The sequence below is a fragment of the Streptomyces rubiginosohelvolus genome, from assembly GCF_014649875.1.
Lineage (GTDB): Bacteria > Actinomycetota > Actinomycetes > Streptomycetales > Streptomycetaceae > Streptomyces > Streptomyces rubiginosohelvolus.
Genome location: NZ_BMTW01000005.1, coordinates 146,017 through 160,194 on the forward strand (window position 1 = coordinate 146,017; position 14,178 = coordinate 160,194).

10 protein-coding genes are annotated in these 14,178 nt (G+C 70.7%); 5 read left to right on the forward strand and 5 right to left on the reverse strand.

From position 1 onward, the window contains the following. Positions 1-70 precede the first annotated feature (70 nt). Positions 71-1,771, forward strand: a complete 1,701-nt coding sequence (gene icmA / locus IE134_RS14945; RefSeq protein ID WP_098017199.1) for a coenzyme B12-dependent isobutyryl-CoA mutase large subunit — start codon at positions 71-73, stop codon at positions 1,769-1,771. 48 nt (positions 1,772-1,819) lie between these two features. Here icmA and IE134_RS14950 read toward each other — a convergent pair whose 3' ends face one another. Then, positions 1,820-3,718, reverse strand: a complete 1,899-nt coding sequence (locus IE134_RS14950) for a glycoside hydrolase family 5 protein (RefSeq protein WP_189430729.1) — start codon at positions 3,716-3,718, stop codon at positions 1,820-1,822. A gap of 80 nt (positions 3,719-3,798) precedes the next feature. After that, positions 3,799-4,425: a TetR/AcrR family transcriptional regulator gene (locus IE134_RS14955; protein ID WP_030715156.1), complete on the reverse strand. Its 627-nt coding sequence runs from the start codon at positions 4,423-4,425 to the stop codon at positions 3,799-3,801. A 402-nt stretch (positions 4,426-4,827) separates the two neighbouring features. Between IE134_RS14955 and IE134_RS14960 the strand changes: the two genes are divergently transcribed. The 4 genes from IE134_RS14960 (at position 4,828) to IE134_RS14975 (ending at position 9,052) form a co-directional block, all read left to right on the forward strand. Further along, positions 4,828-5,799, forward strand: coding sequence for a tetratricopeptide repeat protein (locus tag IE134_RS14960; protein ID WP_126930738.1), 972 nt, complete (start codon positions 4,828-4,830; stop codon positions 5,797-5,799). Between the two features lie 651 nt (positions 5,800-6,450). Further along, positions 6,451-7,095 (forward strand): DUF6230 family protein, encoded by a 645-nt coding sequence (locus tag IE134_RS14965; RefSeq protein WP_097874905.1) that lies wholly within the window; start codon positions 6,451-6,453, stop codon positions 7,093-7,095. 93 nt (positions 7,096-7,188) lie between these two features. Continuing rightward, positions 7,189-7,731 (forward strand): DUF6114 domain-containing protein, encoded by a 543-nt coding sequence (locus tag IE134_RS14970; RefSeq protein WP_010060107.1) that lies wholly within the window; start codon positions 7,189-7,191, stop codon positions 7,729-7,731. After that, the gene (locus IE134_RS14975) at positions 7,721-9,052 is read left to right on the forward strand and encodes a prolipoprotein diacylglyceryl transferase (RefSeq protein ID WP_030715143.1); all 1,332 of its coding nucleotides are present in this window, start codon (positions 7,721-7,723) and stop codon (positions 9,050-9,052) included. The genes IE134_RS14970 and IE134_RS14975 overlap by 11 nt, the downstream gene beginning before the upstream one ends. 105 nt (positions 9,053-9,157) lie before the next feature. On the opposite strand, the gene pyk is transcribed toward IE134_RS14975, so the two are convergent. From pyk to pta, 3 genes are all read right to left on the reverse strand, one after another. Continuing rightward, a complete protein-coding gene (gene pyk / locus IE134_RS14980; protein ID WP_010060103.1) occupies positions 9,158-10,588 on the reverse strand; it encodes a pyruvate kinase in 1,431 nt (476 codons plus the stop codon). A gap of 74 nt (positions 10,589-10,662) precedes the next feature. After that, on the reverse strand, positions 10,663-11,904 hold the full coding sequence (locus IE134_RS14985) for an acetate kinase (RefSeq protein ID WP_030715140.1): 1,242 nt from the start codon (positions 11,902-11,904) through the stop codon (positions 10,663-10,665). A gap of 65 nt (positions 11,905-11,969) precedes the next feature. Further along, on the reverse strand, positions 11,970-14,051 hold the full coding sequence (gene pta / locus IE134_RS14990) for a phosphate acetyltransferase (protein ID WP_030715137.1): 2,082 nt from the start codon (positions 14,049-14,051) through the stop codon (positions 11,970-11,972). Positions 14,052-14,178 lie beyond the last annotated feature (127 nt).

Sequence of the window (14,178 nt, forward strand, 5' to 3'; positions counted from 1 at the left end):
CCGCCCCGCGCACAAAGCGCCGGGCGGTTTGCCATCGACATTTACTAGGACGTCCTAGTAAATTCGAGGTATGGACGCTGACGCGATCGAGGAAGGCCGCCTCCGCTGGCAGGCCCGTTACGACAAGGCCCGCAAGCGTGACGCGGACTTCACCACGCTCTCCGGGGACCCGGTCGAGCCCGCGTACGGGCCCCGCCCCGGTGACACGTACGAGGGATTCGAGCGGATCGGCTGGCCGGGGGAGTACCCCTTCACCCGCGGACTGCACCCCACCGGCTACCGGGGCCGTACGTGGACGATCCGCCAGTTCGCCGGCTTCGGCAACGCCCAGCAGACCAACGAGCGCTACAAGATGATCCTCGCGGCGGGCGGCGGCGGCCTCAGCGTCGCCTTCGACATGCCGACGCTGATGGGCCGCGACTCCGACGACCCGCGCTCGCTCGGCGAGGTCGGCCACTGCGGGGTCGCCATCGACTCCGCCGCCGACATGGAGATCCTCTTCGGTGACATCCCCCTCGGTGACGTCACCACCTCCATGACGATCAGCGGCCCGGCAGTCCCCGTCTTCTGCATGTACCTGGTCGCCGCCGAGCGCCAAGGCGTCGACCCGGGCGTGCTCAACGGCACGCTCCAGACCGACATCTTCAAGGAGTACATCGCGCAGAAGGAGTGGCTCTTCCAGCCCGAGCCCCACCTGCGCCTCATCGGCGACCTGATGGAGCACTGCGCCGCCTCCATCCCCGCCTACAAGCCGCTCTCCGTCTCCGGCTACCACATCCGCGAGGCCGGAGCCACGGCCGCGCAGGAACTGGCGTACACGCTGGCCGACGGCTTCGGCTATGTGGAGCTGGGCCTCTCGCGCGGTCTCGACGTCGACACCTTCGCCCCCGGCCTCTCCTTCTTCTTCGACGCCCACCTAGACTTCTTCGAGGAGATCGCCAAGTTCCGCGCCGCCCGCCGCATCTGGGCCCGCTGGATGAAGGAGACGTACGGCGCGAAGACCGACAAGGCGCAGTGGCTCCGCTTCCACACCCAGACCGCCGGGGTCTCCCTCACCGCGCAGCAGCCGTACAACAACGTCGTCCGCACCGCCGTGGAGGCGCTCTCCGCCGTTCTCGGCGGCACGAACTCACTCCACACCAACGCCCTCGACGAAACCCTCGCGCTCCCCTCCGAGCAGGCCGCCGAGATCGCCCTGCGCACCCAGCAGGTGCTGATGGAGGAGACCGGCGTCGCCAACGTGGCCGACCCGCTCGGCGGCTCCTGGTACGTCGAGCAGCTCACCGACCGGATCGAGGCCGAGGCCGAGAAGATCTTCGACCAGATCAAGGAGCGCGGCACCCGGGCCCACCCCGACGGGCAGCACCCCATCGGGCCGATCACCTCCGGCATCCTGCGCGGCATCGAGGACGGCTGGTTCACCGGCGAGATCGCCGAGTCCGCGTTCCAGTACCAGCGCGCCCTGGAGAAGGGCGACAAGCGGGTCGTCGGCGTCAACGTCCACCACGGCTCGGTCACCGGCGACCTGGAGATCCTCCGGGTCAGCCACGAGGTCGAGCGCGACCAGGTCAGCCAGCTCGCCGACCGCAAGGCCGCCCGCGACGACGCCAAGGTCACCGCCGCGCTGGACGCGATGCTCGCCGCCGCCCGCGACGGCTCGAACATGATCGCGCCGATGCTCGACGCCGTACGCGCCGAGGCCACGCTCGGCGAGATCTGCGGCGTACTGCGCGACGAGTGGGGCGTCTACACGGAGCCGCCGGGCTTCTGAGGACGTGCGGCCGGGGCGCGGAAACGCCCCGGCCTCGGACCGGGCCGCTCAGCCGGGCAGGCGGCGGCAGTACAGCGCGTCCGGGGTGCCACCGCGGCCGATCGCCGTGGAGAAGGCGATGCCCGCCGCGTACTCGTCGGCCCGGCACTGCGCCTTGTGGTACCCCGTCGCGTAGTCCCCGCCCTCGCCGGAGGCCGGGCGGCTGTCGCCCCGGTCGTCCCACAGGGTGCGCCCCTCGCCCGCGAGCGCGACCCGCGCCGGGGCGCACAGCACCGCCGACACCCGGTCGCCGCGCACGCTGTAGCCGGTCATGAACTGCCCCGTGGCGCACTGGTACTTGGTGAAGCCGCGGGCCCAGTCCGTGGTGACGCCGGCCTCCGAGGTCACCTTGCTCAGCGCCCCCGGAGCACCGAGACCGGCGGCCCCCGCGTCGGTGCACAACCCGCCCTGACCGCGCTGACTGATGCCGATGAGGCGCTGGTCGTCCGGGCAGGTCAGCTTCCGGGCCCCGTTGTCCCAGTCGGCCGCCGTCCGCAGGGAGCGGTTGGCGTCCGCGTGGGTGGCCTTCAGCATCGACCAGGTCCGCACCGGCTCCACCACGCCCTGCCGCCCCGGGGCCGAGGTCAGCGCGCGCCAGGCGGTGGAGCGCCAGTCGTGGGGGTCCAGAACGCTGCGCCGCTCGCCGTTCCCGTCGTAGCGGACCAGGCCCCACTGATTGCCCCGGTCGCCGTCGTGGAAGCCGACGACGGGCCAGTAGGCGAAGTCGAGATCGTGCGCGACCAGGAAGTCCACGGTGTTGGTGAACCACGCGCGGTCCGTGGCGTCCGCGTCCTTCGCCACGCCGAACTCGCTGATCCAGACGGGCGCGGTGAAGTGCCGGTCGGGGGTGTCGGCCACATAGGCGGAGCTGCGGTGCATTTCGGCGAACAGCTCCGAGCGGCTCAGATCGCGGTAGCGCGGATCGCTGGTCTCCCCGATCCCGGTCGCGCCGCTGTGCCGGGGGCCGGTGTAGCCGTAGTAGTGGGCGGCGTAGACGAGTTTGTGTGAGCGCACCAGCGTGTGCGACAGCTCCGCCACCGGCTTGAGGTGCGGGCGGTCGCGCCAGAAGCCGTCCACCGGGATACCGGCCCAGTTGATGCCCTCGACCATGATGAGCAGATCCGGGTTGGCGTCCTTGAGGATGCGGTCGCCGGCGCGCTGGGCGGCGGCGGCCCAGTCGTGTCCGTCGCCGCGCCCCCAGTTGGGGTCGTCCCACACGTCGCGGCGGACCTCGTTGCGCAGATCGGCCCCGACCACACGGGGGTTGGAGCGGTAGCGCTCCGCCAGCAGCACCCAGTCCTCGACCCACTCCTCGGTGCTCTGGCCGCTGTTCCAGCGCTCGCTGCCGTCCACCCCGCAGCACCAACGGGTCTGCGTGCTGTGGTTGTTGAGGATGACCGCGAACCCTGCGTCGGTCAGCGCGCGGACCGCCCGGTCGAAGACCTCCAGGGGGCGCAGGCCGTTCAGCTCCGGGTTGGCGGTCAGCCCGGAGACCGGCCGGGTGTCGTCGATCATCTGGTTGGAAAAGGGCAGCCGGACACTGTTGAGCCCCAACTCCCCGAAATCGGCGATGATCTCGCCCATCGGCTTCCGGTCGAGCCCGAGGGGCGCTCGGTGACCCACCTCGCCCGCGTGGTTGTTGGCCGGGTCGTCCTCCGGCCCCGAGCCGTTCCAGGTGCCGCTGGAGCCGTGCCAGTTACCGGACTTGAGCTTGAAGCGGCGGCCCTCGGCGTCCACGACATAGCGGCCGCGGGTGCTCAGGGGCGGCGTCCAGTCGGGCGACGCGGCCGGTTGTGCGGCGGCGGGGGCGGTCGGTGCGGGCCGTTCCGGCTGGGCGGTGGCCGCAGTGGGGGAGAGCAGCACTCCGGTCAACAGGAGGACGAGCGGGGCCAGTAAGCGCGTACGCACGGGGCGACTCCTCTGGTCGGAAGGATCGCCCCGAGACTAAGGTTCACGCGGCCACTCTTGAAGGGCCACTGACAACCTTGTCACCCCGCCTGGGCGCCCGCCAGCCCCAGCAGCAGCAGCGAGGTGAAGCCGCTCGCCCACTCGGCGTCCACCGGCTCCGCGCTCACCAGGGTCCGGTGCACCACCGCTCCGGCGATCACGTCGAAGATCAGGTCCGCGTTCCGGGCCGCGGCCGACGCGTCGTCCTCGTACCGCAGTTCACCGCGGGCCTGGGCGCGCTCCCGGCCCAGCAGGACCAGCCGCTTCTGCCGGTCCACGATGGCCGAGCGGATCCGGTGGCGCAGCGAGTCGTCCCGGGTCGACTCGGCGACCACCGCCATCAGCGCCGTACGGGCCTCCGGCCGCTCCAGCAGCGCGGCGAACTGGAGTACGACGCCCTGCACATCGGCGGCCAGGCTGCCCCGGTCGGGCAGCTCCAGCTCGTCGAACAGGACCGCGACCGCGTCCACGACCAGCTCGTTCTTGCCCGCCCAGCGCCGGTAGAGGGTCGTCTTGGCGACCCCGGCCCGGGTCGCCACATCACTCATCGTCAGCTTCGACCAGCCGAGATCCACCAGGGACGCCCGCGTCGCCTCAAGGATCGCGGCATCGGCCGCGGTGCTGCGCGGACGCCCTGTTCGGGTGGCTTTGGGGTCGGTGTCGCTCATGATGCGGCGACCATACCGGTCGGTAGGGAGAACGGTTGTGCCCCGGTGCCCGTGAGACAGATCACCGGGATCACCTGTTCCGCCGGGCTGATCGGCAGTTACGCTACGGGTCGTAGCGTAAGGAAGGCGGTCAGGATCGCCCCGGACGCCACGGAACACACGAGCGACAGCCACCGGGGCCTTCAGAGGGCCCCAGGCGCCGGGTGGGGACCCGGAGCCGCACGGACCGGCCCGGATGGGGATCCGGCAGGTCCACCAGGGTCTTTCCAGGCCCACCAGGGTCTTTCAGGGGCCCGCAGCCGTTCCGGTCCGTCCGCCCTCGCACGCCAGTGAGGGCCCCGGGCCGGGCCGGTTCTCGCGCTCGCTTTTCGCAGCGGAGCGCTCTCGGGGGAGGATGTACGTATGCAGCCTAGGAACATGTCCATGAGCGGCGTTGTCGACCTCGCCGCGGTCAAGGCGGCCGGAGAGGCCAAGGCCAAGGCGGAGCAGGCCCGCGCGGAGGCCGCCCGCACCGGGGGCGCTCGCGCCGTGCCGCCCGCCGCCCTGGTGATCGACGTCGACGAAGCCGGTTTCGAGCGCGATGTCCTCCAGCGCTCCGCCGAGGTCCCCGTCGTCATCGACTTCTGGGCCGAGTGGTGCGAGCCGTGCAAGCAGCTGGGGCCCCTGCTGGAGCGCCTCGCCGTCGAGTACAACGGCCGCTTCCTGCTGGCCAAGGTCGATGTCGACGCCAACCAGATGCTGATGCAGCAGTTCGGCATCCAGGGCATCCCGGCCGTCTTCGCCGTCGTCGCCGGCCAGGCCCTTCCGCTCTTCCAGGGCGCCGCCCCCGAGGCCCAGATCCGCGAGACGCTGGACCAGCTGATCCAGGTCGGCGAGGAGCGCTTCGGCCTCACCGGGATCGCCGTCGACCCGGACGCCGGGGCGCCGGACGCGGCCCCGGCCGAGGTGCCGGCCGGACCGTACGACGCGCTGCTGGAGGCCGCCGCGTCCGCGCTCGACGCCAATGACTTCCCGGGGGCGATCCAGGCGTACAAGAACGTCCTCGTGGACGACCCGGGCAACCCGGAGGCCAAGCTCGGACTCGCCCAGGCGGAGCTGCTCGGCCGCGTCCAGAGCATGGACCCGCAGGCGGTCCGCAAGGAGGCGGCGGACAACCCGGGCGATGTGAACGCCCAGATCGCCGCGGCCGATCTCGATCTGGTCGGCGGTCATGTCGAGGACGCCTTCGGCCGGCTCGTCGAGGCGGTCCGCCGCACGGTCGGCGACGACCGGAACGCCGCCCGGCTCCGGCTGCTGGAGCTGTTCGAGGTGATCGGTCCGGAGGACCCCAGGGTCACCGCCGCGCGCACCGCGCTGGCCCGCGTCCTGTTCTGACCCGGCCCGCGTTCCGGTCCGGACGCGCCCGATTGCGCCGATGTGACAAGGCGGCCGCACTGCCCACCGGGCAGCGCGGCCGTTTTTCCGTTCCGACGCCGAATACGGGCACCGTAAGCCTTCGCTTTACCAAAACTTGACAAAGATGCAAGCTGTTACTCGCAGTAAGCCGGGCGGGCTGTTCTGTCCTGTTTCCAGGAAGTTTCCCGCCATTCCGATGTCCCTTTCGTGCCACCCTGCGTCGCCGCTCGATGCCGCCCTGTCGTCCCGTGGTTATCGGGCCGTTACTAGCCAGTAACGATCCCCCTTGTGTCAGGGCCGTGAATGGACCACGATCGGCCACGCTCGGTCCAATACCTTCAGCCCGGTCTCCAGCCGGTGTCCGAGGGTCTGTTGGGTCCCCACCGGGTGGGTCGGCGGCAGAGGCGCCGGCCGTGGACAGGGGGGTTCCCGCTCACAGGCGGGGCCTGTCCGACCGGCCGCGCGGACAGTGCGGCCAGTGGTTGTCGCTCGGGGGTGAACGCCGGTGGATCGGATGCGGGACACGTCTCCGATACGGGCGCTCTCCTTCCCGAGGACGTAGCACTTCTCCCATCCCAGGACGGGCACGACGCCCGGCCGGAGATGTACGTCCGAGAAGAAGGAGCAAGTATGGGTTCCCAGGTTCGCGGTGGGACGAGATGGAAGCGGTTCGCTCTGGTCATGGTGCCGAGCGTCGCCGCGACGGCCGCGGTGGGCATAGGCCTGGCCCAGGGTGCGCTGGCGGCTTCGTTCAGCGTTTCCGGCCAGGAGTTCAAGGTCAAGGCCAAGGAGCTGGAGGGCTGGGACTTCGTCCAGTACGGCAGCGTGGCGTCGGGCAAGACGCTGGACGGCAAGCCGCAGCACGCGCCCGTCGCGGTGTCCGGCTTCAGCAAGGCCTACATCACCAACATGTGCCAGTCGGTGGTGACGCCGAACCTGCCGTTCGGGCTGGGTAACGTCACCCTCCAGCTGACGGCCGGCACCGGCGACAAGAAGGTCTACGCCAAGGACCTCTACCTGGATGTCTCGGAGCTGGGCGCGGACGCCGAGTTCCGGAACATCGACATCGGTGTCGCGGCGGGTTCGCTGCCCAAGGCGGACGGCAAGCCCGGCATCCAGCCGGGAACGCAGGCCAATCCGAACGGCTTCTCCCAGCGCGCGGACAAGGCAGTGCTGACGGATGTCGAGCAGAAGGCATGGGCGACGACGGCGGGCACGTTCAAGCTCCCCGACCTGTCGCTGAAGCTGGTCTCCGGCGTCAAGGAGTGCTACTAGCACTCGCCCGGGCGGTCGGGGCTTCAACGGCGTCCGGCCGCCCACCCTTTCTTCTTCTCCTTCAGCAGTACCGGTTCCAGGGAGCTGTTTTCCATGAGCCCCGAGTCCACAGGGCAGAACGAGCACTACATCCGCGTCTATCGGCGACGCTTCCGCGCCTGGCGGGGTAACCGGCCGTTCTGGGCCGGACTGTTCACCATGGTCGGTGGTGTTCCCATCGCCTACTTCCCGTATGCCAACATGCACCTCGGCAACGTGACGCTGGCCATGTCCACCACGGCCGGCGCCGGATCCCTGATCATCGGGGTCCTGCTGGTCACGCTGGGCCTGACGATGTGGTTCCACAGCATCGTGCGGGTGTTCGCCGGCGTCGCGGCCATTCTGCTCGCGCTGATCTCCATACCCGTCGCCAACATCGGCGGCTTCATCGTCGGATTCCTCTTCTCCCTCATCGGCGGAGCCCTGTCCATTTCCTGGGCGCCGGGAGACCCGAAGAGCGTCGAGGAGGCCCCGCGCCCGGACCAGCCGTACGAGGAGCGCCCCGAGGGCGAGCTCCAGGGTGCGGCGGCCGTGCCGCAGCAGCAGGGCGCCGAGTTCGACGCGCCGGCCGAGGGCGGGAGGCATCGTGCGGGGTGACGACGGACAGCAGACCAGCACCTACCCCGGCGACGGCTTCCCCGAGCGCAAGGGCCCCCGCCACGCGGCCCCCAGGAAGTCGCTGCTGACCAAGCTCCACCTCCCCAGCGGTAAGAAGGCGCTGGCGCTCGCGGCGATGCCGACGGCGGTCTTCGTGGGCATGGGACTGACCCCCAAGCTCGCCCTGGCCGACGACAACGGCGACATCCCCTTCGCGGCGGGACCGTGTGTCACCCGGTCCGACGAGCCGAGCGAGAGCGAGTCGCCGAAGCCGACCCCGTCCCCCTCGGCCACCGAGAAGGACGACGCCTCCGGCAAGGACGACTCCGCGACTCCGAAGCCCTCGGCGAGCGGTTCCGCGTCCGACCCGGACAAGGACCCGGCGGCCGACGACGCGAAGCCGGACCCGGACAAGTCGGCTTCGTCCGCCGGTGAGAAGCCCGCCGAGAAGCCCTCCGCGACCCCGACGCCCACGAAGTCGAAGAACCCCCTCGACCCGCTCGGCCTCGGCGACGCGCTCAAGGACCTCTTCGACGGGCCGGACGACGACAAGGCGGAGGGCGAGGCCGAGGAGTCGGCCGACCCGTCCGCGAGCCCCACCACCGAGGCTCCCAAGCCGTCCGAGAAGCCCGAGGACACGGCGAAGGAGCAGCCGAAGGACCCGGTCAAGGGTGCCGCGGACAAGGCGAAGGAGACGTCCGACAAGACGGCCGACGCCATCCGTGAGGCGGCCGGGAAGGCCGGCAAGGACGTCGAGGAGCTCGACGAGGACGCCAAGGGACTCGACCCCAAGAAGGACGAGGACATCCCCGACGGCGCCAAGCCCCGCTTCCCGTGCCCCGAGGCCGACCCGGAGGCGCTGGCCGCGGCCGAGCTGGAGCCCGGCATCCCGCTGCTCCCGTCCGACCCGTGGACGCTGGAGTCGACGCTGCTCACGCTCAACGGGCTCGACTACCACGGCATCGTCGAGGTGAAGAAGGCGGACGGCAGCATCAAGAAGGTGCTGAAGTTCACCGCCAGTTCCATCGACATCAAGGACCTGCACCAGCTGACCGTGGGACCCGCGGGCACGACGGGCCATGTGAAGTCGCGGCCCGGCTCCACGTCGACGATCCGCGACGGCGAGGTGACGATGTACACGGAGGAGCTGAAGGGCAACCTCTTCGGCCTCATCCCGATCACCTTCAGCCCGGAGACCCCGCCGCCGCTGAACGTCCCCTTCGCCTTCTTCACCAAGGTGAAGGTGACGCAGGCCGGCCAGTTCGGCGGCACGCTCACCGTGCCCGGACTGAAGAACTACCTGGAGGGTGGCCAGGGCTAGCCGTCCCCCGCCCGCCTCCCCGAGCCCGTCCGGGAGCCGCACAACGCCGTGGGCCGTACTCCTCACCAGGAGTACGGCCCACGGCGTTGTGGTGCGGGTTGCGGGTCAGTCCCGCTCGCCGCCGCCCAGGTGGTGCACCCGGACCATGTTGGTGGTGCCGGGGACGCCGGGGGGCGAGCCGGCGGTGATGACCATCGTGTCGCCGGAGCTGTAGCGGTTCAGCTTGAGCAGCTCCGCGTCGACCAGGTCCACCATCGCGTCGGTGTTGTCCGCGTGCGGGACGACGTGCGACTCGACGCCCCAGCTCAGCGCGAGCTGGTTGCGGGTGGCCTCGTCCGTGGTGAAGGCCAGGATCGGCTGTGCCGTGCGATAGCGGGAGAGACGGCGGGCGGTGTCGCCGGACTGGGTGAAGGCGACCAGGGCCTTGCCGTCGAGGAAGTCCGCGATCTCGCAGGCCGCACGGGCCACCGAACCGCCCTGCGTACGGGGCTTCTTGCCCTGGACGAGCGGCTGGAGGCCCTTGGAGAGCAGCTCCTCCTCGGCGGCGCAGACGATCTTCGACATCGTCTTGACCGTCTCGATCGGGTACGCGCCCACCGAGGACTCGGCGGACAGCATGACCGCGTCCGCGCCGTCCAGGATGGCGTTGGCGACGTCGGACGCCTCGGCGCGGGTGGGCCGCGAGTTGGTGATCATCGACTCCATCATCTGGGTCGCCACGATCACCGGCTTGGCGTTGCGGCGGCACAGCTCGATGAGGCGCTTCTGCACCATCGGGACCTTCTCCAGCGGGTACTCGACCGCCAGGTCGCCGCGGGCCACCATCACACCGTCGAACGCCATGACGACGCCCTCCATGTGCTCGACCGCCTGCGGCTTCTCCACCTTGGCGATGACGGGGACCCGTCGGCCCTCCTCGTCCATCACCTTGTGGACGTCCTTGACGTCGTTCGCGTCCCGGACGAAGGAGAGGGCGACCAGGTCGCAGCCCATCCGCAGGGCGAAGCGCAGGTCCTCGACGTCCTTCTCGGACAGGGCCGGGACGTTGACCGCCGCACCAGGCAGGTTGATGCCCTTGTGGTCGGAGATGACACCGCCCTCGATGACGATGGTCTTCACCCGGGGGCCCTCGACCGCGACGACCTTCAGCTCGACGTTGCCGTCGTTGATCAGGATCGGGTCGCCCTTGACGACGTCGCCGGGCAGACCCTTGTAGGTCGTGCCGCAGATCGACTTGTCGCCGGGGACGTCCTCGGAGGTGATGGTGAACTCGTCCCCGCGGACCAGCTCGACCGGGCCCTCGGCGAACTTCGCCAGCCGGATCTTCGGGCCCTGGAGGTCGGCGAGCACGCCCACCGCGCGGCCGGTCTCGGCGGCCGCCTTGCGGACACGGTCGTAACGGCCCTGGTGTTCCTCGTGGGAGCCGTGACTGAAGTTGAAACGGGCCACGCTCATGCCGGCCTCGATCAGAGCGACGAGCTGCTCGTGCGAGTCGACGGCGGGACCGAGGGTACAGACGATTTTGGAACGGCGCATGAGGCGGATCCTATCGGTTTGTTTCGCTGCGGAATATTCCGTCTGGTGGAAGATACAAAGGGGCGCGGGGGCGCTCAGTTGTCGCTGTGCACCGGGCTGTCGGCGTTACCCCGGCTGACCAGTGCGAACGTCTGCTCGGCGATCTCCAGCTCCTCGTCCGTCGGCACCACGGCGACCGCCACCCGGGCGTACTCCGGCGAGATCAGCCGCGGCTGAGGGGATCGTACGGAGTTGAGCGAGGCGTCCACCGCCATGCCCAGCTCCTCCAGACCCGCGATGGCAGCTTCCCGCACCGGGGCCGCGTTCTCCCCGACCCCCGCCGTGAACGCCACCGCGTCCACCCGCCCGAGCACCGCCGTGTAGGCGCCGATGTACTTCTTCAGCCGGTGGATGTAGATGTCGAAGGCCAGCGAGGCCTGCTCGTCGCCCTCGTCGATCCGGCGGCGGATCACCCGCATGTCGTTGTCGCCGCACAGGCCGACCAGACCGCTCTTCTTGTTGAGCAGGACGTCGATCTCGTCGGCCGACATGCCCGCCACCCGCTTCAGGTGGAAGGTGACCGCCGGATCGATGTCCCCGGAGCGCGTACCCATCACGAGCCCTTCCAAGGGCGTCAGCCCCATCGAGGTCTCCACGCACCGCCCGCCCGCGACCGCCGAGGCCGACGCCCCGTTGCCCAGGTGCAGCACGATGACGTTCACCTCCTCGGGGGTCTTCCCCAGCAGTTCTGCCGTCTTCCGCGAGACGTACGCGTGCGAGGTGCCGTGGAAGCCGTAGCGGCGGATCCGGTGCGCGTCGGCGGTCTCCACGTCGATCGCGTACCGCGCGGCCGCCTCCGGCATCGTCGTGTGGAACGCCGTGTCGAACACCGCCACCTGCGGCAGGTCCGGCCGCAGCGCCTGGGCGGTGCGGATGCCGGTGATGTTCGCCGGGTTGTGCAGCGGGGCGACCGGGACCAGCCGCTCGATCTCCTTCAGCACCTCGTCGGTGATCACCGTCGGCGCGCTGAACCGCAGCCCGCCGTGCACCACCCGGTGCCCGATCGCGGCGAGTTCGGGGGAGTCCAGGCCGAGCCCGTCCGCCGCAAGCTCCTCGGCCGCCGCCTTCAGCGCCTCGTCGTGGTCCGCGATCCGGCCCGTACGCTCCCGGGGCTCGGCGCCGCCACCGGTCAGCGGCGTGTGCACCAGGCGCGAGGTCTCCTCGCCGATCCGCTCGACCAGACCCGAGGCGAGCCGCGAGCGGTCGCGCATGTCGAGGAGCTGGTACTTCACCGACGAGGAGCCGGAGTTGAGGACGAGGACGCGGTGCGGTTCCACAGGGGCTGCCGTGCTTTCGTGGTCGGGGGAGGGGGCGGACGGAGGTACGGAGGAAGGGGCCGGGGTCATGCGGGGGACTCCTCGCTCTGCGCCTGGATCGCCGTGATCGCCACCGTGTTGACGATGTCCTGGACTAGCGCGCCGCGCGAGAGGTCGTTGACGGGCTTGCGCAGACCCTGGAGGACCGGGCCGACCGCCACGGCGCCCGCCGAGCGCTGCACGGCCTTGTAGGTGTTGTTGCCGGTGTTCAGGTCCGGGAAGATCAGCACGGTCGCCTGGCCCGCCACCTCGGAGTCCGGGAGCTTCGTCGCCGCGACGGTCGGCTCGACCGCCGCGTCGTACTGGATCGGCCCCTCCACCCGCAGGTCGGGCCGCTCGGCCCGCACCCGCTCGGTCGCCTCGCGCACCTTGTCCACGTCCGCGCCGGAGCCGGAGGTCCCGGTGGAGTACGACAGCATCGCCACCCGCGGCTCCACGCCGAAGCGGGCCGCCGTCACCGCCGACTGCACCGCGATGTCCGCGAGCTGCTCGGCGTTCGGGTCCGGGTTGACCGCGCAGTCGCCGTACACGAGGACCTTGTCGGCCAGGCACATGAAGAAGACGGAGGAGACGATCGACGCGTCCGGCTTGGTCTTGATGATCTCGAACGCCGGGCGGATCGTGGCCGCCGTGGAGTGCACCGACCCGGACACCATCCCGTCGGCCAGACCCTCCTGCACCATCAGCGTGCCGAAGTAGTTCACGTCCGCCACCACGTCGTACGCCAGCTCCACCGTCACCCCGCGGTGCGCGCGCAGCTGCGCGTACCGCTCGGCGAAGGTCTGCCGCAGCTCCGAGGTGTGCGGGTCGATCAGCTGGGTCTCGGCGAGGTCGATGCCGAGGTCGGCGGCCTTCTTGCGGATCACGTCCACATCGCCGAGGAGCGTGAGGTCGCAGACGTCCCGGCGCAGCAGCACATCGGTGGCGCGCAGAACCCGCTCCTCGGCGCCCTCCGGCAGCACCACGCGCTTGCGGTCGGAGCGGGCCTGCTCCAGCAGCTCGTGCTCGAACATCATCGGCGTGACCCGGCCGCTGCGGGCCACCGAGATCCGGTCGAGCAGCGCCGCGGTGTCCACGTGGCGCTCGAACAGACCGAGGGCGGTCTCCGCCTTGCGCGGGGTCGCCGCGTTCAACTTGCCTTCGAGGGTGAAGAGTTCGGCGGCGGTGGGGAAGGATCCGCCGGCCACCGACACGACCGGGGTCCCCGGTGCGAGCCGGGCGGCCAGCGTGAGTATCTCCTCGCCGGGCCGCTCGTCCAGCGTCAGCAGCACCCCCGCGATGGGCGGGGTGCCCGCGCTGTGCGCGGCCAGCGAGCCCACCACCAGGTCGGCGCGGTCCCCGGGGGTGACCACCATGCAGCCGGGCGTCAGCGCGTTCAGCAGGTTCGGCAGCATGGCCCCGCCGAACACGAAGTTCAGCGCGTCGCGCGCAAGACCCGAATCGTCGCCGAGCAGCACCGTGCCGTTCAGCGCCGCGGTGATCTGGGCGACCGTGGGGGCCGAGAGCGCCGGATCGTCCGGCAGGACGGAGACGGGGACGGGCAGCCGGGCCGCCAGCCGCTCCGCTATCGCCGCGCGGTCCTCGGCGGCGACCCGGTTCACCACCATGGCCAGCACGTCGCAGCCGAGACCGGCGTAGGCGCGGTAGGCGTTCCGGGTCTCGGCGCGCACGGACTCCGCGGTCTGCCCCTTGCCGCCGACCACCGCGATCACGGAGGCCCCGAACTCGTTGGCCAGCCGCGCGTTCAGCGCCAGCTCGTCGGGGAGCTGGGTGTCCGCGAAGTCGCTGCCCAGCACGAGGACCGCCTCGTACTCCCTGGCCACCTGGTGGAACCGGTCGACGAGCCGCGAGACCAGCTCGTCGGTGCCCTTCTCCGCCTGCACGGCGGAGGCCTCGTGGTAGTCCAGGCCGTAGACGGTGGCCGGGCTCTGGGAGAGCCGGTAGCGAGCCCGCAGCAGCTCGTAGAGCCGGTCGGGACCGTCATGGACCAGCGGGCGGAAGACCCCGACCCGGTCCACCTGACGCGTCAGAAGCTCCATGACTCCCAGCTCGACGACCTGCCGGCCGTCCCCCCGGTCGATCCCGGTCACGTACACGCTCCGCGCCACGCGTGCTCTCCGTCCATGTTCGGTGCCGCGACCCGCGGGGCGTCCGGACGTGCGGTGCTGCCCCCGTGCCCGCCCGGTGTTCCGCCGGGTGCGGCATTGGCCTGCATTGCCTCTTGACGATACCTGC